This window comes from Dactylosporangium aurantiacum, assembly GCF_000716715.1.
GTDB lineage: Bacteria > Actinomycetota > Actinomycetes > Mycobacteriales > Micromonosporaceae > Dactylosporangium > Dactylosporangium aurantiacum.
Window position 1 is genome coordinate 1 of record NZ_JNYJ01000005.1, and the last position, 21851, is coordinate 21851.

Sequence of the window (21851 nt, forward strand, 5' to 3'; positions counted from 1 at the left end):
ACGGCGGCCCTGAACGGCGGCCCTGAACGGCGGCCCTGAACGGCGGCCCTGAACGGCGGCCCTGAACGGCGGCCCTGAACAGGTGACTGGTGAGTTCAACCGGTCGCATCGCTGGCGCGAGGTGGGCGGGGGCAGAGATGCGTACGGGTGCCGGAGCCGCCACTCCGACACCCGTACAAGAGGAAAGCTCCTAGATGGAAGCTGCCTCTGCATCGAGGGTCACGGCCAACGCGTGAACTACCGCGGCGACGCGCAAACCCTCGTCGACCACTTCGCGGGACACCCCTGCACCACGAAGTGATCTTTCGTGCGATTCCAGGCACACCCCGCACCCGGTGATCGCGGATACTGCTGTGGACCACAGCTCAACGTCGGTGGTGCTGACGCCGGGCCAGGTGGTCACCTGGCGGCGCAGGCGCGCCGGCAGGTGTTGGTACGCCTCGTCACCGATGAGGTGCTTGGCGCGGAAATAGACGTTGTGGATCGCCATGCGGGAAGCGACCGCCTTTGCTGCTGTAACAGCGTCGGGCTTCAGGTGATTCCCGGCCTCGGCGAGGATCGAGCGGAACACGAAGGCGCTGCGGGTGGTCATCGCGCAGGAGAGCGCGGTGCCCCACAGCTGCTGCTCGGTGAGCAGGGCGCCGGCGAGCGCGGCGTCGAGGTTGAGCTCGACGTCCTTCGCGTACGACGGCAGCGCGGCCTTCAGTGCTTCGATCGACATCAGACCGACGACCTGCCCGGCACTCGTGCCGAGATGTGTTCACCAACGGTGAGCACGGGGACCTCCCTGGTGCTTTCGCTTGACTGACTCCAACCTTGACCGACGTGCGTTACAGGTACGTGACGAACAGGGTGAATCGTGAAGCAGATCACCCGGGTTCTCAGAATCCGGAATCACCTGCCACGCGCGGCGCTCGCGTGGCAAGCTACCCAACGTGACTCGGCTCATTATTGGCCCCTAGCGCGTCCAGCATCCCCTAGCTGGCCGCGCAGACCTCTCGCATTCGCGAGGGGTCTTTTTGTTGGCCCACCCGCCAGAAGCCACAAAAATCCCAAAGCCAGGAGAAGACCATGCAGGTGTACGACACCACGCTGCGCGACGGGGCCCAGCGCGAGGCGATCAGCTATTCAGTCGTCGACAAGCTGGCGGTCGCCCGGCTGCTCGACGAGTTCGGCGTCGGCTTCATCGAGGGCGGCTGGCCGGGGGCGATGCCCAAGGACACCGAGTTCTTCCGCAGGGCGCGCACCGAGCTGGACCTGAAGCACGCGGTGTTCGTCGCGTTCGGCGCGACCCGCAAGGCGGGCGTCCGCGTGCAGGACGACCAGCAGGTGCGGGCGCTGCTCGACGCGGAGACCCCGGCCGTGACCCTGGTCGCCAAGTCGGACCTGCGGCACGTCGAGCGGGCGCTGCGCACCACCGCCGAGGAGAACCTGGCGATGGTCCACGAGACCGTCGCGTACCTGGTGGGCGAGGGGCGGCGGGTCTTCCTGGACCTGGAGCACTTCTTCGACGGGTACGCGTTCGACCCGGAGTACACCGCGCGGGTCGCGGCGACCGCGCTCGCCGCCGGCGCGGAGAAGGCCGTCATGTGCGACACGAACGGTGGCATGCTGCCGTCGCTGATCATCCGGACCATCGGCGAGGTCAAGGGCAGGCTCGCCGGCGCGCTCGGCATCGGCGAGGACGAGGCCGTCTCCCGGCTCGGCATCCACTGCCAGAACGACACGTCCTGCGCGGTGGCGAACACGGTCGCCGCCGTCGAGGCGGGCGTCCCGCACTTCCAGTGCACCGCGAACGGCTACGGCGAGCGGCCCGGCAACGCCGACCTCTTCGCCGTCGTCGCGAACCTCCAGCTGAAGCTCGGCATGCCGGTCCTACCGGACGGGTGCATCGAGCAGATGGTGCGCGTCTCGCACGCCGTCGCAGAGATCGCCAACATCGCACCCGACACCCACCAGGCCTACGTCGGGTCGTCAGCGTTCGCTCACAAGGCGGGCCTGCACGCGAGCGCGATCAAAGTGGATCCGCTGCTCTACAACCACATCGACCCCGAGGTCGTGGGCAACGACATGCGGATCCTGGTCACGGAGATGGCCGGTCGGGCCAGCATCGAGCTCAAGGCACGCGAGCTCGGGGTCGACCTGGCCGGCCACCCGGAGGCCCTGTCCCGGGTCACCACCCGGGTCAAGGAGCTGGAGGCCCGCGGCTGGTCGTTCGAGGCCGCCGACGCGTCGTTCGAGCTGCTGGCGCGCGCCGAACTCGCCGACGGGGCGGTGCCGAGGCCGTTCACGCTCGAGTCGTACCGCGTCCTCGTGGAGCACCGGGAGGACGGCGCCGTGGTCTCCGAGGCGACGGTCAAGGTGCGGGTCAAGGGCGAGCGGATCATCGCGACGGCGGAGGGCAACGGCCCCGTCAACGCCCTCGACGAGGCGCTGCGGGTGGCCCTGACGAAGCACTACCCGCAGCTGTCGCGCTTCGAGCTGGCCGACTACAAGGTCCGCATCCTGGAGGGCAGCCACGGCACCGGCGCGGTGACGCGCGTGCTGGTGGAGACCCGGTCGACGGGCGAGGACTGGACGACGGTCGGCGTGCACGAGAACGTGGTCGAGGCGAGCTGGACCGCGCTCGTCGACGCACTCAGCTACGGCCTGTCCCGCCAGGTGCGGGTCTAGCCACGACCGGTGAGGAGGGCGGAGCCGGCCGGCCCCGCCCTCCCGCGGTCGCCGAGGGTCACGGGCACTTGTTCTGCTTGAACGCGGCCAGCGCCGTGGGGTCCGGCTCGAACCGCCAGTGACCGTTCTGGTACTTGATCGTGTTGGTGCCGCTCGTCGCGGTGCCGCCGGTCGGTGTCCTGGTCCATTTGACGGTCGCCGTCGAGTCGTCGACCGGGGTCAGCCCGGTCACGACGTAGTCGCCCTGCAGCGCGGTGCAGGTCGAGACGAGGTCGACGTAGACGTCCTTGGCGAGGGCCGACTGCGCGGTGTCGGTCCAGAGCTCCCAGGCTCCGGCCCAGTCGCCGTCGGACAGGTTGTCGAAGACCTGCTCGGCCGTGACCTGCGCGGTCTGCGGGTCCTGCGGCTGGGCGGTCACCTCAACCGTCGGACGGTCGGCCGGCGCCGTCTCGCCCGCGTCGTCCTTCTTGTCCGAGCAGCCGGCAAGGACGACGGCGAGCACGGCCGGCGCGATGACGGCGAGCGCGGTGCCGCGGAAGGTTCGTGTCACCCATCTGCTCCAACGTGGTTCTGTCGGGGCGTTCCGCCCGATCCGTACGTGAAGGTACTCCCGGCCAACGAACCGCGTATAGCCGGAGGTACGCGCCAGTGATCTATCAGGTCCGGATTCGGCATGATCGGACGGGTCAGCGGTCGGCCTTTGGGAGCACCAGCTCGGCGAAGACGGCCTTGTGGTCGGTCCCCGCGACGCGGTGGACCGTCACCTTGCGCACCCCGACGCGCTCATCGGTCAGCACGTGGTCGATCGTCACGCCGGGGATGAACCACCGGTCGTCGTAGGGCCACGACGTGGTGAGCCCGGCACCGACGACGTCGGCCGCGTCGTGGTAGCCCTTCGCGAGCACCTGGCGCAACGCCGCGTGGTCGAGGGTCGCGTTGAAGTCGCCGATGAGCAGGTTGACCGGGCCGCCCGGGGTCGCCGCCGGCTGGGCCGCCAGGTCCGACACCCAGCAGGCGTCCCGGTCGCCGTCCGACGGGGCGCAGGGGTGCACCGACTCGACGTACACGTCGAGGGCGCCCGGCACCCGCACCCCGGCCCGCGCCTGCCCGAAGTCGGACGCGAAGCGCCGGTAGCCCTTGTCGACGAGCGGGAAGCGGCTGTACACGGCGGAGCCGGTCACCCCGGGCCGCGGGTACGCCACCACGTTGGGCAGCGCCTCGTCGAGCCCGGCCCGGCGCAGCGCGGCTCGGCCCTCGTCGGTGTACTCCTGCACCGCCAGCAGGTCCACGGCGCTGTCGCGCACCAGGCGCACGATCTGCCCCGGGTCGGCGCCGCCGAGGAGCATGTTGACGCTCATCACGCGCAGCGTCGGGCCCGCCGGCGTGCCGGCGTCGCTGTCGGAGATCCAGCGCGGCAGCACGCACGCCGCGAACGCGACGGTCACCACCGCCGCCGCGACCGCCGGCCAGATCCGCTTCGTCAGCAGCGCGATCGCCAGTGGTGCCAGCGAGGCCAGCGCGACATACGGGGTGAACGCGATCAGCTGGACCGTCGGGAAGCCGCTCTCCAGGCCGAACACCCGGGCCGCCGCCCACAGCGCGAACGGCGCGATGAGCAGCCACAGCAGCACGGTCAGCCACCGGCGCCGCCCCGGTGGGGCGGTGGGCGCCGCGAGCGGCGGGGAATCCTGCGTGCTGACCATCCCGTCAGGGTAGGCGAGCCGCGCCACCCGGCCCCGCCCCTGCTGAGAATCTTCACAGAACCCCCGGACGGCCCACTAGGCTGCCCAGTTGTGCACCCGGTGATCGCGAGGCTCGGCCCGGTGGCGGTCCTGACCCACGACGTCTGCGTCGCGCTCGGCATCGGGGTCGCCGCCGTCGTGTTCCTGTGGGAGGTCCGGCGCCGCCGGGCGCAGGACGACCGGCTCTGGTACGTGCTGGCCGGCGCCCTCGTCGGCGGTGCCCTCTTCGCCCGGCTCGGCACCTGGGCGCAGCACCTCGACCCGCGCGACAACGCGACGCTGCTGGAGCAGTGGGCGTACGGCAACCGCAGCATCCTGTCGGGCCTCGTCGGCGCGTACGTCGGCGCGATCGTGGCGAAGAAGGCGTCCGGCTACCCGTGGCGCACCGGCGACCTGTTCGCCCCCGCCGTCGCGGCCGGGATGGCGGTCGGCCGGGTCGGCTGCCTGCTCGCCGAGCCGCCCGGCACGCCGACGGACCTGCCGTGGGGCGTCACCCTCGACGCGGCGCAGGCCGAGGCGATGCACACCGTCGCCGGCGTGCCGCTGCACCCGTCCTTCGCCTACGAGATCCTGTTCCACCTCGCCGCGTTCGGCGCGCTGCTGGCCCTCCGGCGGAAGATCACGGCCCCCGGGGCGCTGTTCAAAATCTATCTGGCCGCTTACGCCGCGTTCCGTTTCGTGGTGGAGTTCGTGCGGGGCAACGAGGTGGTGTGGCTCGGCCTGACCCGGCCGCAGCTGTTCCTGCTGGTCTGCCTGCCGCTCGTGGTGGCGGGTGTGGTGCGTGATCTGGTGCGACGAAAGGAAGCGGTGACGGCATGACGATGCCGCCGGACTCGGGCTGGACGGTGCCCCCACCGCCGCCGCTGCCCCCGAACGGGCAGGACCGACCGATCCACGGCCGCAAGGTCGCCGCCGGCCTCGGCATCGCCGCCGGCGGGCAGGTCCTCGCGATCGGCGTCGGGGTGCTGGTGACGATCCTGCTCGCCTCGTCCGACAACAGCGAGAACGCGCTGCTGGGCGTCTACCTGGAGATGCTGCTGCAGCTGGTGCTGTTCGTCGCCTGCCTGGTGGTCGGCATCGTCTGGATCGCCCGCCGGGACCGCGGTCTCGGCATCGGCATCCTCATCGGCTGGGCGGTCAGCGTCATCGTCTTCCCCGTCGCCGGCATCGGCGTCTGCATCGCCCTCGTCAACGCCAACTCGGGGACCGTATGACCGTCCCGCGCACCGCGAAGGAGACGCCGTGACCGTCCCGCGCACCGCGAAGGAGACGCCGTGACCGGCAGCGGCGCGGGGATGCAGCTGCGCGGCGACCGGATCCACCGCTACGTCAACGCGTTCTGCCCGCACTGCCACGACGAGCGGCCCGACCGTCCACTGGAGACGGTGCAGCGGCTGTCGGGCTGGCTCGCCGAGCGCGGCGGCCGGATCTGGCTGGAGCGCGGCTGCCCGCGCCACGGCCTCGTGCGCACCCTCTACGACGAGTCGCCGGAGATCCTGCGGTACCTGGAGCAGTGGACCGCGCCGACGAAGACGCACGTGCCGGACCTCGCCGGGAACTTCGCGCCGGTGCCGTCGGCGTACCTCGCCGGGCTGCCGGAGATGCAGACCCAGCACACCTGCATCCTGCTGGCCGACCTCACCGACAGCTGCAACCTGCGCTGCCCGACCTGCTTCACCGACTCGTCCCCGGCGATCGAGGGTGTCGTGCCGCTCGCCGAGGTGCTCGCCGGTGTCGACACGAAGCTGTCCCGGGAGAACGGGCGCATCGACGTGCTCATGCTGTCCGGCGGCGAGCCGACGCTGTACCCGCACCTGCCGGAGCTGCTGCGCGAGGTGTCGGCGCGCAACGTGGTGCGGGTCCTGGTGAACTCCAACGGGGTCAGGATCGCCCGCGACGACGCGCTGCTGGACCTGCTGACCGAGCACCGCGATCGGGTCGAGGTCTACCTGCAGTACGACGGCGTCACCGAACGCGCCGCCCGCCACCACCGCGGCGCCGACCTGCGCCGCCTCAAGGACCAGGCGGTCGAGCGGCTCTCGTCCCGCGGCATCTTCACCACGCTGACGATGACCTGCGCCCTCGGCGTCAACGACGACGAGATCGGCGCCGTCGTGAAGCGGGCCCTGGACACCCCGTACGTCGGCGGCGTGTCGCTGCAGCCACAGTTCGGCTCCGGTCGTTCGGCCGCGATCGACCCCCTCGACCGGCTCACCCACACCGGCGTGCTGGCCCGCCTCGGCCCGCAGACCGGCGGGCAGGTCACCTGGCGCGACCTGACGGCGCTGCCGTGCTCGCACCCGCACTGCTGCTCGGTGGGGTATCTGCTGCGCGACGACAGCGGCGAGTGGCAGTCGATGACGAAGCTCATCGGCCACGACCGGCTGCTGACGTTCCTGGACCTCGAACCGGACCTGGTCGCCAACCGCATCGCCGACGTGCGGCTGCCGGCGGCGCTGCGGGCCGCGGTGAAGGACTCGCTGCTCGGCCTGCTGTCGGAGCAGTCGTCGCTGTCGCACCCCGCCGTCGGCTCGCTGTGGCGCGACATCTGCGAGAACTGCGACCTGGGCATCTCCACGCTGACCACGCTGGTCTCCTCGTCGCTGCCCGGCGGCCGCAACCGGCTGCGCAAGATGCTCGGCGAGCGCGTCAAACGCATCACGGTGAAGCCGTTCATGGACATGGCGACGATGATCGAGGAGCGGCTCCTGCAGTGCTGCGTGCATGTCGCCACGGTCGACGCCCGCGACGGCGACCCGAGGCACCAGTGCGCCCCGTTCTGCGCCGTGCAGGCGTGGCCGGCCCTGTCCGCGCAGCGCCTGCCCCGGGCCGCGGGCCCCTCCGGCCCCGTGGCGCTGCCGTTCGGTGTGACATGACGTCGACCCCGCAGCCCTACGACCCGCTGCGCCTGTGCGTGTACGCCACGATCGCCGCCCTCGCGTGGCTGCTCGGCCCGGTCGCCCTGCTCGGCTTCGCCCTGCTCGGCTTCGCCGGTTACGTGCGGGCCCGCCGGCAGGGCCTGACCCGCTCCAAGTGCGTCCTGCGCGACACCCGCCTGGTGCTGACCTACCTCGGCGCACTCGCGCTGGCGGCGGCCGCCGGCATCGGCTGGAACGTCTACACCTGGCTGAGCTGAGCCATGGCGTCGTCGCACACGGCGATCAGGGCGGCCCGCAGCGGCGCCGCCCGCTCGGCCAGCTCGCGCTGGCGGCGGGTGTACTCGGCGCGCCCGTCGGGCGTCTCGACCGGCACCGGCGGGTAGCCCAGGTCGGCCAGGTCGTACGGGCTGGCCTGCATGTCGAGCGTCCGGATGTCGACGGCGAGGGCGAAGCAGTCGGCGATCAGCTCGCTCGCGGTCAGCGGGCTCAGCTTGTAGGACCACTTGTAGAGGTCCATGTTGGCGTGCAGGCAGCCCGGCTGCTCGTTGGCCACCTGCGTCTCACGGGTCGGCTGCAGCAGGTTCAGCGAGCGGGCCGGCGCGGTGTAGAAGCGGAACGCGTCGAAGTGGCTGCACCGGATCCGGCTCGCCTCCACGACCGCGTCGGTGCCCGCGGCGCCGAGCCGCAGCGGCCACGCGTTGTGCCGCAGCTCCTCCTGGGTCTGCCGGTAGACCATCGCCCACTCGTGCAGGCCGAAGCAGCCCAGGTGCGGCGGGCGGGCCGCGGTCGCGGCGAGCAGCTCCCGCACCCAGGCGACGGTCTCCGGCCGCCGGTGCGCCTCACCGCCCGGCCGCCACTGCCGCAGCTGCGCCGGTCGGAACGAGTAGTAGGTGAACAGGAAGTCGAGCACCGGGTGCTTCTCCCCGCGGCGGCGGCGCTCCAGGTGCGGCACGATCCACTCGTCGACCCGTGCCTCGTGCGCGGCCCGGCGGGCCGGCCACGATGACTGGTCTGTGAGCATCCGCCAAGTTTAAGTTGTACCGTCACACGCATGCGCAAGCTCGGTGCACTGCTCGCGGCCACCGTCTGCTCGCTGGCCCTCACCGCCTGCGGCGGCGACGGCGCGGGGGAGGAGGCCAGGCCGGCGACGACCGGCGGCGCCGCGGCGGGCTCGCAGCCGGCGACCGCGCTCGTGCTCGGCGCGCCGGCGAGCGTGCGGGTCACCACCGGGGCCGGGCTCAACGCCGCCCCGTTCGACGTGGCACGGACCGTGACACTGCCCACCGGGTGGACCGCCGCGGTGTACGCGCGGGTGGACAAGGCCCGGTTCATGACGTTCACGCCGGGCGGCGACCTGCTGGTGTCCCAGCCGAGCCAGGGCAAGGTGCGCGTCGTGCGGGCCGGCAAGGCCACCGACTTCGCCACCGGGCTCAACCGCCCCCACGACCTGGTGTTCGCCGAGATCGGCGGGGCCACCTGGCTGTTCGTGGCCGAGGCGGACAAGGTCGTGCGCTACCCGTACAAGGCCGGGGACCTCAAGGCGCACGACGGCCAGGTGGTCGTCGACGGGCTGCCCGACACCAGCACCCCGGAGCTGCGCGGCAACTACGCCCACGTGCTGAAGAACATCGCGGTCAAGGACGGCCGGCTGTACGTGTCGATCGCCTCGACCTGCAACGCGTGCGTCGAGGACACCGTGAGCGACCCGCGGCGCGCGGCGATCTACACCTACGACGCGGCCGGGCGCAACGCCGGGCGGCACCTGCTGGCGACCGGCATCCGCAACGCCGAGGGTCTCGCGTTCCGCCCCGGCACCGACGAGCTGTGGGTGGTGGTGAACAACCGCGACAACACCCTGGTCCCCGACGACCGCGACGTCGACGGCGACGGCAAGTCCGACAAGGGCAAGCGGATGAGCCAGTTCGTCGACCAGTACCCGGTGGAGGAGCTCATCAAGGTGCGCGACGGCGGGTTCTACGGCTGGCCGTTCTGCAACCCGAACAGCGACAACGGCACCCACAACCTGCCGTTCCACCGCGACTACGAGCTCAACCGCGACGGGCAGAAGGCCGACTGCGCCAAGGCCGACCCGATCGACCTCGGGCTGCCCGCGCACACCGCGCCGCTGGGGCTGACGTTCTCACCGGCGCTCGGCGGGGCCGTCATCCCGATGCACGGCTCGTGGAACAGCACCAGACCGGTCGGCTACAAGGTGGTGTTCGTACCGTGGACGGCCGGCGGGCCGGGCGACCCGGTGGACCTGCTGTCCGGGCTCGTCGACACGAAGGCCGGCAAGCCGTGGCTGCGGCCGGTCGACGCGGCGCTCGACGCCGACGGCTCGATCCTCGTCAGCGACGACCTCGGCGGCTCCATCCTCCGCCTCACCCCGCCGAAGTAGCGGCGCTGCCGGCCGGAGGGACGGCTCAACCGACCGGCGCCGCGCGGGCGATCCTCGCCGGGGCGCCGTCGGCGAGGAGGAACACGACCCCGACCGGTCCATTGTGGACCGTGACCGCGCCGCCGGCGTCCACGCTCACGTCGAGCTCGCCGTCGGCGACCTTCAGCCCCCGCACCCGGAAGGCGCCCACCGGCGACGGCGCGAGCGGGTCGAACGTGATCCGCCCGGCGGGCACGTCGACGTCCAGCCCGAGCAGCGCGACCAGCAGCGCCGGGCCGGCGGCCGCGGCCCACGCCTGCGGGCGGCACGCGGCCGGGTACGGCGTCGCGTCGTCGTCGCCGCCGTACAGCTCCGGCAGCCGGTGGTCGAACCGTTCCCCGGCGGCCAGCAGCGCGGTCACCAGCGCCGCCGCCTCCCGCCGGTGCCCGTCGCGGGCCAGGCCGAGCAGCGCGATCGCGGTGTCGTGCGGCCAGACCGAGCCGGCGTGGTAGGAGCCCGGGTCGTAGCCGGCGCTGGACGGGGCGAGCGTGCGCAGGCCGTACGGCGACCGCAGCCGCTCCAGGTGCCCGGCGACGGCGGCGCGTTCGGCCGGGGCCAGCAGCCCGGTGCCGAGCAGGTGTCCCATGTTGGACGCGACGCCGTCGACCTGCTCCCCGGTGCCCGTCACCGCGACCGCCGGGTAGCCGCCGGGGCACCAGAACGCCGCCCGGAACCGCTCGGCGAGCGCGTCGGCCCAGGCGCGCCACCGCGGCCCGCCGGGGCGGCCGAAGGCGTCCAGCAGGTCGGCGCCGGCGCGGGCCGCCTGGTACGCGTACGCCTGGACCTCGCACAGCGCGAGCGTGCCCGCGGCGACCCGCCCGTCGGCGAACCGCACGCCGTCGGCGGAGTCCTTCCAGCCCTGGTGGGTGAGGCCGGCACCGGTCGAGCGGTAGGCGACGAACCCGTCGTGCCCGGCGAGCCACTCCAGGGCCGCCTCCAGGTTCGGCAGCAGGGCCGCCACGGCGTCGCGGCGCATGCCCCACCGGTACGCCTCCGCGAGGGTGCACACGAACAGCGCGGTCGCGTCGACGGAGCCGTAGTAGACCGGCGGCAGCCGGTGCGCGGCGTCGGCGGGGCGCACCTCGTGCAGGATCTTGCCGGGCTCCTCCTCGGTGTCGCCGTCGTACGCGGTGCCCTGCCGGGCGGCGAGCGCGCGCAGCGTGCCGGCGGCGACCTCCACGCCCAGCGGCAGCCCCAGCCGGGCGGCCCACAGCGCGTCGCGGCCGAACAGCGTCAGGTACCAGGGGCTGCCGGCGCTGTAGTAGATGTCGGCGCCGTCGGTGCGGCGCAGCGCGTCGAGGTCCTGCACGCCGGCGCGGACCAGCGCGTCGAGCCGCGCGTCGGCCGCCGCGACCCGCAGGGTGCTGAACCGCTTGGCCCGCGGCACCGGCGCGACGTCGGCGCGGGTGCACCGCAGCTCGACCGCCCAGGTCTGCCCCGCGGGCACGGTGACCGCCCACCGCAACGCGTCCGCGTCCGGCGCCGGGGTGACGTCGAGCCGGACCGCCATGCCGTCGGCGGACCTGGCCCACCACGCGCCGCCGGCCGGCTCGAAGTCCACTGTGGACGTCGGCTGCCCGTCGCGGACCGCGCCGGTGGTGGCGAAGTCCGTCGCGGCCGTCACGGTGAGCAGCACGCCGAGCGGCTCGTCCGACTCGTTCGACAGGGTGACGGTCTCCGTGCCGCCGTTCGGCTCCGCCAGCCGGGCCCGCGTGACGAGGAGGCCGGACGCTGGTCGTACACCCGCGAAGACCGCCGACGCGGCGCCGGTGCGACGCGTCCGGAGCGGCTCCGGCGGGGCGCCGTCGACCGTGACGTCCAGGCGCGCCAACGCCCGGCGGTCCTCGACGAAGAGCCCGTCCGCGCCGCCGGTCATCCGCCCGTCCGGGCCGGACAGCCACGTGGCGGGCGCCGCGACGCACGTGACGCGCTCGTGCAGCTGGTGCTGTGCCATTCGTCGCACGTTACGACATGGTCTAGCGTGGCCGGGTGAGTGACCTGCCTCCCGCGCCCGACCCGCCGGCGCCTCCGCCGCAGGTGCCCGGCTGGCTGCGGCGCACCGAGGCCGAGCAGCGCTGGCCCGCCGCCCTGGCGATCGCCGTCGCCGTCGGCATCCACCTGCTGCTGCCGGCCGACCTGGCGCCCCGCCCGCGGTGGCTGCTGCCCGGCCTGGAGGCGGCCCTGCTGGTCAGCGTCGTCGTGGTGAACCCGCTGCGGATCAACCGGGAGACCCGGCTGATCCGCCCGCTGAGCCTCGGCCTGGCCGCGCTGCTCGGCGTCGCGACCGCCTGGTCCGCGGCCCTGCTCGTGCGGGCCCTCTTCGGCCACGGCCACGTCACGCCCGAGCACCTGCTGCTGTGGGGCGCCGCGATCTGGCTGACCAACGTCATCGTGTTCGCCCTGTGGTTCTGGGAGGGCGACCGCGGCGGCCCGGCGGCCCGCGCCGACGGGCACAACCCGCACCCCGACTTCCTCTTCACCCAGATGACCACCCCCGACCTCGCCCCGCGCGACTGGGAGCCCACCTTCTTCGACTATCTCTACCTGTCCTTCACCAACGCGACCGCGTTCAGCCCCACCGACACCCTGCCGATGTCGACGTGGGCCAAGGCCGGCATGCTCGCCGAGTCCGCCGTCTCCCTCGTCACCGTCCTGCTCGTGGTGGCCCGCGCCGTCAACGTCATCGGCTGAAGCTGTGGAGCGCCTCAGCTCTTCTTAGCCGCGCCACAGCGAGGGTTGGATAGCTTGCCGCTCGCCGGTGCCGGTCACCGGCTTCGGGAGCGGAGGGAACGTCATGATCGAGGCTGTCGGCCTCACCAAGCGGTACGGCGACCGCGTCGCGGTGGACCAGCTGTCCTTCACGGTGCGGCCCGGTCAGGTGACCGGGTTCCTGGGGCCGAACGGCGCCGGGAAGTCCACGACGATGCGGATGATCCTCGGCCTGGACGCGCCCACCGGTGGCCGGGTCACGGTCAACGGCCGCCCGTTCGCCCGGCTGGACAACCCGATGCTCGAGGTCGGGGCGCTGCTGGACGCCAAGGCGATCCACGGCGGGCGCAGCGCGTACCACCACCTGCTGTGCCTCGCGCAGACCAACAACCTGCCCCGGCGGCGCGTCGACGAGGTCCTCGAGACGGTCGGCCTCAGCGCGGTCGCGCGGAAGCGGTCCAAGGGCTTCTCCCTCGGCATGGGCCAGCGGCTCGGCATCGCCACGGCGCTGCTCGGCGACCCGCGGACCCTCATGTTCGACGAGCCCGTGAACGGCCTGGACCCCGAGGGCATCCTGTGGATCCGCAACCTCATGAGGTCCCTGGCCGCCGAGGGCCGCACCGTCTTCGTCTCCAGCCACCTCATGTCGGAGATGGAGCACACCGCCGACCACCTGCTCGTCATCGGCCGCGGCCGGCTGATCGCCGACTGCACCGTCAAGGAGTTCATCGAGCGCAACTCCGTGCTGGCGACCCGGGTCCGCACACCCGACGCGTCGGCATTGGCGGCTCTGGTACGCGCGGCAGGCGGCACCGTCACCACCGAACCCGACGGCGCGCTGCTCGTGACGGAGCTGCCCATGCGCCGCGTCGGGGACCTCGCGTTCGACAACGGCCTGCGGCTGCACGAGCTCGCCCCGCTGCAGGCGTCGCTGGAGCAGGCGTTCATGGAGCTCACCAAGGACAGCGTCGAGTACCACGGCACCCTGGAGACCCGATGACCACGATCACCGCCACCCGCCGCGCCGGCTTCGACGGCCTGCTGCGCTCGGAGTGGACGAAGCTGCGCACCGTGCGCTCGACCACCTGGTCCCTGGCCGCGATGGCCGCCATCTCGGTCGGCCTGATGTCCTTCATCGCCTGGGTCGTCATGCGCCAGTGGAACACGTTCTCCCCGGATGACCAGGCCCTCATGGCGGCCGAGCCGCTGCAGATCATCATCGACCAGCCGGTCTTCATCTCCCAGCTCATCGTCGCCGTCCTGGGCGTCATGACGGTCTCCGCCGAGTACACCACCGGCATGATCCGCTCCACCCTCCAGGCCCAGCCGCGCCGCCTGCAGGTCCTGGCCGCGAAGGTCGTCGTCTTCGCCGTCCTCATGTTCGTGGTGGGGCAGCTGCTCAGCTTCGCCGCCTTCTTCGCCGGCCGCTGGATCATGTCCGACCACATCCCCGTCGACCTCGACACCCCCGGCGTCGCCCGCTCCGTCTTCGGCGCCGGCCTCTTCCTCACTGTCCTGGGCCTGTTCTCCCTCGCCTTCGGCGCCATCGTCCGCCACACCGCGGGCGCCATCACCGGCGTCCTCGGCCTGATCCTCATCGTGTCGAACCTGACCGTCCTGCTCCCCGGCTCCTGGGGCGCCCACGTGCACGCCTGGATGCCCACGAACGCCGGCCAGCTCATCTTCAAGCCGACCCTCCCACCCGACCCGCTGCTCACCCAGTGGCAGGGCCTAGGGGTCTTCGCCGGCTGGACGGTGCTGCTGCTGGCGGTCGCCGCGTACCTGTTCAAGACCAGGGACGCCTGACCACACCTGACCACGCCCGGCAACCGCGACTCGAGACGGCAGCGCCAGCAGACCGGTGCCCCGGCCGGTCAGGGCCGGACGCCGACCGGGCAGGACGGGTCGAACCGTGCGCCGTTGAAGCGTCCAAGTCGTGCACCCCGCCTCGGACGGTCGCCACGCCGGACGGATGCCGAGAGCGCCAACCCGGACGGCAGCACGAGCACCACGGCCCCGGCCGGCCGCGCGCCGAGAACGGGTCGTACCGCCCTTCGCGCGACTCTGGACGCCACCAGGCCGAGAAGCCCCCCCCACAACGAGGCAAGCGCCACAGAAACAGACGAGCCGGCCCTCAACCGTGCCGACGGGGCGCCGCCCTTCCGGGCCGACGGGGGCCGACGGGGCGCCGCCCTTCCGGGCCAATGGGGGCCGACGGGGCGCCGCCCTTCCGGGCCGACGGGGGCCGACGGGGCGCCGCCCTTCCGGGCCGACGGGGGCCGATGGGGGCCGACGGAGCGCCGCCCTTCCGGGCCAATGGGGGCCGACGGGGGCCGACGGGGCGCCGCCCTTCCGGGCTGACGGGGGCCGACCGGGGTGGGCGCCCCCGCACCGGATGCGCGAGCCGCCAGCCGGCTGCCCTGGAACCCCAGGGGCCATCGACGAACACACCGGCCAAGACGAACAGCCACCGATCCCACAAACCTCAACCAGCGCGACAGCCCACGGGGGGCCAAAACCGATCCCCCTCAACCACAGGACACGCAAGCGAAGCGAAGGGAGCCAAGGCGAAGCGAAGCAAGCCAACAGCGCGACCGCGAAGCGGAGCGTGGGGGGTGCGGGGTGGGAACCCCCCGCCGGGGAGCGCGGCGAAGCCGTGCGCGGGGAATGCGAAAGTCCACCAACGGGAACGGGCCCACCCCGTGAACAGGGTGGACCCATTGGACTGTAGCCCCGACCGGATTCGAACCGGCGCTACCGCCTTGAGAGCGCGGTGGCACGGGCGGCGAATACCGGGCTGGGCCGCCGCTCCCGCTGGCCAGGGCCCTACCCAACGTCAAGTTTTGTGGTTTGGTGGCACCCGTTGTCGGCAGGCTCGCTGACTATCCGCTGACTGTGCGGCTGCTCCAGCAGTCGTCCGGCAAGCGCCATCAGGTCGCGCCTGACTTGATCAAGCGCTAGCAGCACCGTCACCACTCAATCGGTAGCACCAGTGTGCTTCAATGCTGTGCTATGGCTGAGTTCTTAGATGACCCTGCGGCTCGGATCGTGGCAGTGCTTCGTGAGGTCAGGGCCGTCGGCGACGGCCCCGCGTTTAGCGTCTGGGGTCAGGCTCTAGGAGGTGGAAGCGCGCCTGACGTGTATTCAAACATCGCGCGCTTCATGATGCTTATCGAAGAGGCGAAGAGTGCGCTCGTTAACCCGCGAGATGGCGACGACCGCACTTTTTATTCAACCCTATTCGGATCTCTCGATACACTTCAATCATATCTGGTCAGCCACATCACGCAGTCAAATATGGAGGCATTCAAGCCACTTATCACTGACGACAAGATTAGCATCCTAGAACTCCTCTCGCGCGAGCTGCGTCAGACATACAGAAGTAACTTCCTTAGTGAAGACACGCGCCAACAAATGCTGCAAGATGTGCGCAAGCTCAAGGAAGATGTTCTGTTCAATGAGCATCTTTCTCTTCACGAGAAGAACTACATCGTGAAGCTGCTGCACGACGTAGAGCGTGCGCTTCAATCATACTGGCTTGGCGGCTTCGACGACGTGGCTAGCACAGTGGCAGCCCTCGGAGGGGGAGCTGCTGTCGTAACAGATCAGGCGCAGCGCGGGTGGTTCATGTCCGGCGTCCTGCGCATCTGGGAGTTCCTCAATGTCAGTGCAGATGGCGTCCGCGCTCTTTCGGCGACCGGCAGTGAGGTTGTCGCTCTGATTGACGAAATCGAGCATCTCACTCAATAGTCGACCGGTTTAATTGGCCAGTGAACGTAGAAGGTCGACGTACTCGACAACTCTCTGGTCGCCCGCAAATCGCCGATCCAACTCAGCTACAAGCTCGCGAGAGTGCATAACCAAAGATGGCAAAGATTTCCGATCGAGTGCCAGCGCGGTCCGTCCTGCGGCTAGCGCTGCCTCCAACTCGCCCTGCCGTGCGGCGACGATTCCCAGGGTAATGTGCGCTTCCGCCACTCTCATTGGCCGACGTACAACACCATCCGGCGTAGTACCCGTACGAATGACTTCTTCCGCATAGGTCGCGGCGAGACGGTCCTCTCCCACGTGGCGATAGCAGTCCATCGTGTAGAAGTCCCACTTTGACGGGTCAATGACAAAGTGGTTACCCGGATTCTCAGGGTATGGCAGGGCTTCCAGGATGGCGCGGCCGTTGTCAAGCGCGACTTCGACCTGGCGGCGGTCGCCGATGCGCGCCCATGCCTTCGCCTGGTGCGCCCAGAGCTGCACGGTGACGCTGTGCCCCGGCCCGACCGCTTCCAGCCCTGCCCGTGCGGCCGCGATGGCGGCCCGGTAGTTGCCCTCGGTCAGCGAGTACCAGCTGCGCATCTCGTGCGCCCAGCCCACGACGTCGCTGTCGCCGGACTCCTTGCCGAGGGTGAGTGCCGCGCGGCGGGTGGCCTCGGCGGCGGCCTTGCGGCCCATGTCGTATTCGACGCAGCCGACCAGGCGTGCGACCTGGCCCGCCAGTGAGAGCACCTCGCGGTGCTGCTCCAGGGAGAGCCTGCCGTCGTGCAGCGCGATCAGCCGGTTGAGCCACCGCTGACCCTCCTCGACCAGAACGGCCGGCTCCATGTGTGAGTAGTCGTTGTTGAGCTGCTCCACGGCGGCGTGCATGCCTTCGAGCACCGCAGGCGAGACGTCAGAGACGCGCAGCCTGGAGATGAGTTCCAGGGTGTCCATGCCGGTGTTGCCGAGCACCGCAGGATGCTCAGGGCGCGGCGCCGGGAAGAACGCAGCGGTCACCGTGCCGAACGTCTCGGCCACCAACGGCTTGTAGAAGGCGTCAGGCTCCGCATCGCCTGCCTCCCAACGCTTCCAGTTGCGTAGGAGGCTGGTTTTCTCGGCTAGGCGGGCGTTCTCGCCAGCGTGAGCGCGTAGCGCCTCCACGGCCTGGCTCTGCGACCATCCCCGGGCAGTCCGCTCGGCGCGGATTCGGCGGGACCATCCGGGCACGTCTACGGCGTCGCGCTGTTCGTCGGCCATGCGATCAAGTATCCCCGTCTACCCGGTGACATCAACTGGTGACAATGAGGTGTCACCACGGTGACACCTGTCGATCTGACCTGTTGTCGGGTTTTCTCGTCTTATGACATCCAGTGCTCAGCGCAGGCCGCGAATGACGGTCTTCACGGTTGCTTGCGAGACGCCAGCGGCGTCGGCGATCTCGGGCACCGTGTGGTCGGTGGACTGGCGGACGGCGCGGATCAGCTTGTCGCGGTCAGCCCGCGCGGCGTCGAGTGCTTCGGTGGCTGCGCGGACGCTCTCGGCGGCGGCCCGCAGGCGATCGAGGTCGGTCATGCCCACAAGCGTACCGGTTGGACGGCTACCGTAGATACGGGTAGACGGCTAGCGGGGAGCCGTGTAGCGTCTAGCTCAAGCAAGACGGCCCCGGCAGGGCGGCAACCCTACCGAGGCCAGCGCATCAGTCTCGGGTGCTCGTGCCGTTCGGCCCCTTGTCGGCAGCCCAGGCCGCGCAGAAGCCGATGCGGCTGAACAACGCGAGCGTCTGCATCTACTGCATGACGCGGTGGTGCGCCTCGGAGCAGTGCGTCGCGATGCACCGGGCGTCGCTGTGGATCGTGTGCGAGACCTGCGACGGGTTCGACGTCGGGTGCCACTGCATGGGTGGCGTCGTTGAGGCACCCCAGGCCCTCGTCGCTGAGCAGGTGTTCCGGCAGTTGCCGACGACCGCACCCGTCAACGAGGACGGCGAGTTCCCGTACTACGTCTCCTGACGCGCTGACTGAGCTTCCGGCGCGCGGCCCTCTGGGCTAGGAACCACGCCGCGCGCCGGTCACCCCCTCGATTCATCCCCGCCTCTGGCAAGGAGCCGCGCAGCTGCGCGGCGGGTTCCTGCTGCCCGTGGGCGGGTCACTCTGGCCGATCTGTGAGGAGCAAGAACAGCAATGGCACTGCGTGCTGACCTGCAAGCGTTGCTCCGCAACGCCGCTGAGCGGTACGCCCTGGCGGGCGTGCCCATACTTCCCCTGTACGAGGTCCGCGACGGCCGGTGCGCGTGCGGCTGGTCGAAGTGCGACCGACCGGGCAAGCACCCGCGCACGCCGAACGGTGTGCACGGCGCCAGCGCCGATCCGGCCGTGGTGGCGCGGTGGTGGCGGTGGTGGCCGACCGCGAACGTCGGCGCCGCGACCGGGCACCGGTTCGACGTCTGGGACATCGACCTGCCCAATGCCGGGCCGCTGCTCCGCCAGTACCTCGGCGACCTGGCCGACGTTTGGCCGGCGGCCCGCACCGGCTCCGGCGGAACGCACGTGTTCGTGGCGCCGACCGGGCGTGGCAACCGCAGCAAGTTCATGCCGGGCTGCGACTGGCGCGGCACGGCGGGCTACGTGGTGTTGCCGCCGTCCGTGCACATCTCGGGAGACCAGTACACGTGGCTCAACGAGCCGCTGTGGTCGCTCCCAACGCTCGTCCCAACCGGGCCGGTCGGGCTGCTGGAGGCACTCGCACCGCAGGCTCTGCGTACCACCCCCGCGCGGGCGTGGCACGCCAACCGTGTCGACCCGTACGCCGAGGCGGCCCTACGGCGCGAGTGCGACGCCATCGCTGCCATGCCACCGGACTCCGGGCGGAACAACGCGCTGAACCGGGCCGCGTTCAGCCTCGGGCAGCTCGTCGGCGCGGGTGCGCTGTCTGTCGACAGCGTGTCGACAGCGTTGCTGCACGCGGCGGCCCGGTCCGGACTCAGCGAGCACGAGGCGGCCCGCACGATCCGGTCGGGTCTGGCGGCCGGGCAGCGGTCGCCGCGTAGCCGCCGAGGTGCCGCGTGAATGCGCCGCCCACGGGTGCCGGACACCCGGACACGTCCGGCGCGCTCGTGCTGGATGAGGTGGCCGCGTTCATCGCCCGCTACGTCGCCTTCCCCACCGAGCACGCCCTCACCGCCGTGACACTGTGGGCGGCCCACACCCACGCCGCCGGATGCTTCTACGTCACGCCGCGCCTGGTGCTCGACTCGGCCGAACCCGGGTCCGGCAAGACGCGGGTGCTGGAGCTGCTGAACCTGCTCTGCCGCAACCCGGAAATGACCATCTCGGCATCGACGGCGGCGCTGTTCCGGCTCATCAACGAGAAGCCGCACACGATCCTCTTCGACGAGGTCGACGCCATCTTCAACCCGAAGACCGGCGGCAACTACGAGGATCTCCGGGCGCTGCTCAACTCCGGGTACAAGCGGGGCGCGACCGTCGCCCGGTGCGTCGGGGACGCCAAAGCCATGGCGGTGCAACGGTTCCCCGTGTTCTCTCCGGTCGCCCTGGCCGGGCTGGCAGGCAACATGCCGCCGACCATCACCACCCGCGCGGTCACCATCCACATGCGGCGGCGGGCGTCGGGGGAGACGGTCCAGCCGTTCCGGGAGAAGTTCGCCGAGCGCGACGCGGCGCCGCTGCGGGAGCGCCTCGGCATGTGGGTCGCCGACGTCGCCCAGGACCTGGCCGACGCCGAGCCGAAGATGCCGGCCGGGGTGGTCGACCGGCCTGCCGAGGTGTGGGAGGCGCTCCTCGCGGTCGCCGACGCGGCGGGCGGGCAGTGGCCGGACACCGGACGTGGCGCGTGTGAGTACTTCGTGCTCGCCACGGCCAGCGCGCCGACGTTCGGCACCCGACTGCTCGCGGACATGCGGACGCTGTACGCCGGACGCGACCGAATGCCGACCGTGGAGCTGCTCGACGCGCTGACGAGCGTTGAGGAGGCGCCGTGGGCCGACCTCGGCGGCAAGCCGCTCGACGCCCGGCGCCTGGCGAAGGAGCTCGGCCGCTACGGGGTCGGCCCGACGCCGATCCGCGACGCGGACGGACGCCCGTCGAAGGGCTACACCACCTACCCGACGACCGGGAACGTCGGCCTGGCTGACGCCTGGGATCGGTACCTGCCTGCCCGGTCCGGTGACAGCGGTGACAGCGGTTACGCCGCAGGTCAGGGCGGTAACCGCACCGGACAGCCCTCGGTGACAGCGGTTACGCCGCACGGCCGTGTAACCGATGCAGCGGTTACGCCCCTCACTGCGGTTACCGGGCTGACCAGGCATGTCACCGACGTAACCGCAGTCACCGACCACAGCGGCCACGCTCGGCCGCGCCCCGGCGAAGGAGCCGCAGCATGAACGCCCGCACCCTGCACCCCGTCGCCCTGGCCGACCAGCTCGGCGCCGCGACCGCCCACGCCCGCCACATCCTCACCAGCGCAGCGGACCACGGCCGCGCGGTCCTCGACGCGAACCCGCCCGCGGAGTGGCTCGCTGCTCAGGCCGCCGCGATCCGCGCGGCCATCCTCAACCGCGCCGCCCGCTGCTGCCCCCACATCGGCGCCGCGCCGCAGCTGCTGCACGCCGCCGCGTGGCACCCCGGGCTGCTCGTCTGCCTCGACTGCCTGCCCGCCCTCGACCCCAGCCCCGACGACACCACGTGCGACCGGTGCCACCTGCCCGCACCCCTGCTCACCGGCAGCGTCGCCGCGTTCGGTCCTGTCCTACTCGCCTACGCCCTGTGTGACGACTGCATCCCCGAACCGAGGTAACGGCACGGGTAACGGCAGCGGGACCGGTAACGCCCGCGTTACCGCTGCCGTTACCCGCCGATCCGCCGTCCGGCCTGCGCCGACGTCGCCGCGACGGCCGGTAACGGCACGCCCCGAACGAGGCGAGATGCCCCCGCCGCAGCCCTGAACCGGCCCCCACGATCCGCGTTACCCGCCCGGCAACCGATAGCGCCGTCCTGACCGTGCGTAACGGTCACCCGTCGATCGTCGGCAGGTAGCGGCGCAGGTAGCGGCCCGCTACCAGGTAGCGACAGCGCTACCTCAGCCGCTACCTGCCTGGCCAGCACGAACACCGAAAGGTAGCGGGTAGCGGCACCGCCGCCCGCACCCCGAAAACCAGCCCACAGCACGATTTCGGCCCACCTACTCACCGCTACCCGCTACCGCTGAGGGAGATCCACCCCATGTCCAGCAACGTCCTGCCGTTCACGCCCCGTAACAGCGATCCCGCCGACGCGCCCGAGCGTGCCACGCCCGCGACCGTTACCCGCGCGGTCTACACCGTCGCCGAGGTCGCCGAGCTGCTCTCGCTCTCGACCGGCAGCACCTACGCCCTCGTGCGCAAGGGCGACATCCCCGCCATGAAGCTCGGCGGCCGATGGGTCATCCCGGTGCGCCGCTTCGAGACGTGGCTCAACAACCTGCCCACCGCCAGCACCGACGACCTCGACCGCGAGCTTGCGGCCCTCGACCGCGCCGCCGGCCGCGACCGCACCCATCACGGCGCGTAGCCGAACAGCGTCGCCCGAACGCCCGGCGATCGGTGCTAGCGCTAGCGGCCCTCCCTGCTAGCGCTAGCACCCCCGCTAGCACCGAATTCCGTACCCC

22 protein-coding genes are annotated in these 21851 nt (G+C 71.4%); 15 read left to right on the plus strand and 7 right to left on the minus strand.

Annotation, left to right across the window (positions count from 1 at the left end; genetic code table 11):
* Positions 1 to 190: 190 nt before the first annotated feature.
* Entirely contained in the window at positions 191 to 721 is a 531-nt protein-coding gene (gene ahpD, locus OP18_RS06065; RefSeq protein WP_033357764.1) for an alkylhydroperoxidase, AhpD family, read from the minus strand.
* A gap of 350 nt (positions 722 to 1071) precedes the next feature.
* Here ahpD and cimA point away from each other — a divergent pair, with 350 nt between their 5' ends.
* On the plus strand, positions 1072 to 2673 hold the full coding sequence (cimA, locus tag OP18_RS06070; RefSeq protein ID WP_033357765.1) for a citramalate synthase: 1602 nt from the start codon (positions 1072 to 1074) through the stop codon (positions 2671 to 2673).
* Positions 2674 to 2731: 58 nt separating this feature from the next.
* On the opposite strand, the gene OP18_RS52075 is transcribed toward cimA, so the two are convergent.
* A complete protein-coding gene (locus OP18_RS52075) occupies positions 2732 to 3223 on the minus strand; it encodes a hypothetical protein (protein ID WP_052386285.1) in 492 nt (163 codons plus the stop codon).
* A gap of 136 nt (positions 3224 to 3359) precedes the next feature.
* Positions 3360 to 4376, minus strand: coding sequence for an endonuclease/exonuclease/phosphatase family protein (locus OP18_RS06080; RefSeq protein WP_033357766.1), 1017 nt, complete (start codon positions 4374 to 4376; stop codon positions 3360 to 3362).
* Positions 4377 to 4466: 90 nt separating this feature from the next.
* On the opposite strand from OP18_RS06080, the gene OP18_RS06085 reads away from it, so the two are divergent.
* The 4 genes from OP18_RS06085 to OP18_RS06100 are packed head-to-tail and all read left to right on the plus strand — an operon-like array spanning position 4467 to position 7551.
* Positions 4467 to 5234: a prolipoprotein diacylglyceryl transferase gene (locus OP18_RS06085; protein ID WP_052386286.1), complete on the plus strand. Its 768-nt coding sequence runs from the start codon at positions 4467 to 4469 to the stop codon at positions 5232 to 5234.
* A complete protein-coding gene (locus OP18_RS06090) occupies positions 5231 to 5629 on the plus strand; it encodes a hypothetical protein (protein WP_033357767.1) in 399 nt (132 codons plus the stop codon). The genes OP18_RS06085 and OP18_RS06090 overlap by 4 nt, the downstream gene beginning before the upstream one ends.
* Before the next feature lie 60 nt (positions 5630 to 5689).
* Positions 5690 to 7291, plus strand: a complete 1602-nt coding sequence (locus tag OP18_RS59500) for a radical SAM protein (protein ID WP_211273454.1) — start codon at positions 5690 to 5692, stop codon at positions 7289 to 7291.
* The gene (locus OP18_RS06100) at positions 7288 to 7551 is read left to right on the plus strand and encodes a hypothetical protein (RefSeq protein ID WP_033357768.1); all 264 of its coding nucleotides are present in this window, start codon (positions 7288 to 7290) and stop codon (positions 7549 to 7551) included. The genes OP18_RS59500 and OP18_RS06100 overlap by 4 nt, the downstream gene beginning before the upstream one ends.
* Here OP18_RS06100 and OP18_RS06105 read toward each other — a convergent pair.
* Positions 7533 to 8315 (minus strand): hypothetical protein, encoded by a 783-nt coding sequence (locus OP18_RS06105; protein ID WP_033357769.1) that lies wholly within the window; start codon positions 8313 to 8315, stop codon positions 7533 to 7535. The genes OP18_RS06100 and OP18_RS06105 overlap by 19 nt on opposite strands.
* A gap of 30 nt (positions 8316 to 8345) precedes the next feature.
* Here OP18_RS06105 and OP18_RS52080 point away from each other — a divergent pair, with 30 nt between their 5' ends.
* The gene (locus tag OP18_RS52080; RefSeq protein WP_052386287.1) at positions 8346 to 9692 is read left to right on the plus strand and encodes a PQQ-dependent sugar dehydrogenase; all 1347 of its coding nucleotides are present in this window, start codon (positions 8346 to 8348) and stop codon (positions 9690 to 9692) included.
* A 25-nt stretch (positions 9693 to 9717) separates the two neighbouring features.
* Here OP18_RS52080 and OP18_RS06115 read toward each other — a convergent pair whose 3' ends face one another.
* Complete coding sequence (locus OP18_RS06115) at positions 9718 to 11685, minus strand: glycogen debranching N-terminal domain-containing protein (RefSeq protein ID WP_052386288.1); 1968 nt, start codon at positions 11683 to 11685, stop codon at positions 9718 to 9720.
* 35 nt (positions 11686 to 11720) lie between these two features.
* On the opposite strand from OP18_RS06115, the gene OP18_RS06120 reads away from it, so the two are divergent.
* The 4 genes from OP18_RS06120 to OP18_RS56825 all read left to right on the plus strand — a co-directional run bounded on the left by OP18_RS06120 (position 11721) and on the right by OP18_RS56825 (position 16190).
* Positions 11721 to 12422 carry a hypothetical protein gene (locus tag OP18_RS06120; protein ID WP_052386289.1) on the plus strand — a complete coding sequence of 234 codons (702 nt, stop codon included), beginning with the start codon at positions 11721 to 11723 and terminating at the stop codon, positions 12420 to 12422.
* A gap of 103 nt (positions 12423 to 12525) precedes the next feature.
* On the plus strand, positions 12526 to 13440 hold the full coding sequence (locus OP18_RS06125) for an ABC transporter ATP-binding protein (protein WP_081970472.1): 915 nt from the start codon (positions 12526 to 12528) through the stop codon (positions 13438 to 13440).
* On the plus strand, positions 13437 to 14246 hold the full coding sequence (locus OP18_RS06130; protein WP_033357771.1) for an ABC transporter permease: 810 nt from the start codon (positions 13437 to 13439) through the stop codon (positions 14244 to 14246). Before OP18_RS06125 ends, OP18_RS06130 begins: the two co-directional genes overlap by 4 nt.
* Positions 14247 to 15452: 1206 nt before the next feature.
* Positions 15453 to 16190: a hypothetical protein gene (locus OP18_RS56825; RefSeq protein ID WP_156089321.1), complete on the plus strand. Its 738-nt coding sequence runs from the start codon at positions 15453 to 15455 to the stop codon at positions 16188 to 16190.
* Positions 16191 to 16199: 9 nt separating this feature from the next.
* On the opposite strand, the gene OP18_RS60330 is transcribed toward OP18_RS56825, so the two are convergent.
* Together OP18_RS60330 and OP18_RS06145 are read right to left on the minus strand one after the other, a co-directional pair.
* A complete protein-coding gene (locus OP18_RS60330) occupies positions 16200 to 17447 on the minus strand; it encodes an NsdA family TPR-like regulatory protein (RefSeq protein WP_245635274.1) in 1248 nt (415 codons plus the stop codon).
* 117 nt (positions 17448 to 17564) lie between these two features.
* Positions 17565 to 17762: a hypothetical protein gene (locus OP18_RS06145; protein ID WP_033357773.1), complete on the minus strand. Its 198-nt coding sequence runs from the start codon at positions 17760 to 17762 to the stop codon at positions 17565 to 17567.
* A gap of 155 nt (positions 17763 to 17917) precedes the next feature.
* On the opposite strand from OP18_RS06145, the gene OP18_RS06150 reads away from it, so the two are divergent.
* The 5 genes from OP18_RS06150 (at position 17918) to OP18_RS06170 (ending at position 21754) form a co-directional block, all read left to right on the plus strand.
* Positions 17918 to 18199, plus strand: coding sequence for a hypothetical protein (locus tag OP18_RS06150; RefSeq protein ID WP_156089322.1), 282 nt, complete (start codon positions 17918 to 17920; stop codon positions 18197 to 18199).
* A gap of 171 nt (positions 18200 to 18370) precedes the next feature.
* Positions 18371 to 19255 carry a bifunctional DNA primase/polymerase gene (locus tag OP18_RS06155; RefSeq protein ID WP_063745441.1) on the plus strand — a complete coding sequence of 295 codons (885 nt, stop codon included), beginning with the start codon at positions 18371 to 18373 and terminating at the stop codon, positions 19253 to 19255.
* Complete coding sequence (locus OP18_RS06160; RefSeq protein WP_081970425.1) at positions 19252 to 20589, plus strand: DUF3631 domain-containing protein; 1338 nt, start codon at positions 19252 to 19254, stop codon at positions 20587 to 20589. Before OP18_RS06155 ends, OP18_RS06160 begins: the two co-directional genes overlap by 4 nt.
* Positions 20586 to 21002 carry a hypothetical protein gene (locus OP18_RS06165; RefSeq protein WP_033357776.1) on the plus strand — a complete coding sequence of 139 codons (417 nt, stop codon included), beginning with the start codon at positions 20586 to 20588 and terminating at the stop codon, positions 21000 to 21002. The genes OP18_RS06160 and OP18_RS06165 overlap by 4 nt, the downstream gene beginning before the upstream one ends.
* 425 nt (positions 21003 to 21427) lie before the next feature.
* Positions 21428 to 21754 (plus strand): helix-turn-helix domain-containing protein, encoded by a 327-nt coding sequence (locus OP18_RS06170; RefSeq protein ID WP_063745442.1) that lies wholly within the window; start codon positions 21428 to 21430, stop codon positions 21752 to 21754.
* Positions 21755 to 21851: the final 97 nt, after the last annotated feature.

Bases quoted from the DNA above. Each gene is read 5' to 3' on its own strand.
- ahpD (WP_033357764.1), bottom strand. From the start codon at position 721: ATGTCGATCGAAGCACTGAAGGCCGCGCTGCCGTCGTACGCGAAGGAC.
- cimA (WP_033357765.1), top strand. From the start codon at position 1,072: ATGCAGGTGTACGACACCACGCTGCGCGACGGGGCCCAGCGCGAGGCG.
- OP18_RS06080 (WP_033357766.1), bottom strand. From the start codon at position 4,376: ATGGTCAGCACGCAGGATTCCCCGCCGCTCGCGGCGCCCACCGCCCCA.
- OP18_RS06090 (WP_033357767.1), top strand. From the start codon at position 5,231: ATGACGATGCCGCCGGACTCGGGCTGGACGGTGCCCCCACCGCCGCCG.
- OP18_RS06100 (WP_033357768.1), top strand. From the start codon at position 7,288: ATGACGTCGACCCCGCAGCCCTACGACCCGCTGCGCCTGTGCGTGTAC.
- OP18_RS06105 (WP_033357769.1), bottom strand. From the start codon at position 8,315: ATGCTCACAGACCAGTCATCGTGGCCGGCCCGCCGGGCCGCGCACGAG.
- OP18_RS52080 (WP_052386287.1), top strand. From the start codon at position 8,346: ATGCGCAAGCTCGGTGCACTGCTCGCGGCCACCGTCTGCTCGCTGGCC.
- OP18_RS06115 (WP_052386288.1), bottom strand. From the start codon at position 11,685: ATGGCACAGCACCAGCTGCACGAGCGCGTCACGTGCGTCGCGGCGCCC.
- OP18_RS06125 (WP_081970472.1), top strand. From the start codon at position 12,526: ATGATCGAGGCTGTCGGCCTCACCAAGCGGTACGGCGACCGCGTCGCG.
- OP18_RS06130 (WP_033357771.1), top strand. From the start codon at position 13,437: ATGACCACGATCACCGCCACCCGCCGCGCCGGCTTCGACGGCCTGCTG.
- OP18_RS56825 (WP_156089321.1), top strand. From the start codon at position 15,453: ATGGCTGAGTTCTTAGATGACCCTGCGGCTCGGATCGTGGCAGTGCTT.
- OP18_RS60330 (WP_245635274.1), bottom strand. From the start codon at position 17,447: ATGGCCGACGAACAGCGCGACGCCGTAGACGTGCCCGGATGGTCCCGC.
- OP18_RS06145 (WP_033357773.1), bottom strand. From the start codon at position 17,762: ATGACCGACCTCGATCGCCTGCGGGCCGCCGCCGAGAGCGTCCGCGCA.
- OP18_RS06155 (WP_063745441.1), top strand. From the start codon at position 18,371: ATGGCACTGCGTGCTGACCTGCAAGCGTTGCTCCGCAACGCCGCTGAG.
- OP18_RS06165 (WP_033357776.1), top strand. From the start codon at position 20,586: ATGAACGCCCGCACCCTGCACCCCGTCGCCCTGGCCGACCAGCTCGGC.
- OP18_RS06170 (WP_063745442.1), top strand. From the start codon at position 21,428: ATGTCCAGCAACGTCCTGCCGTTCACGCCCCGTAACAGCGATCCCGCC.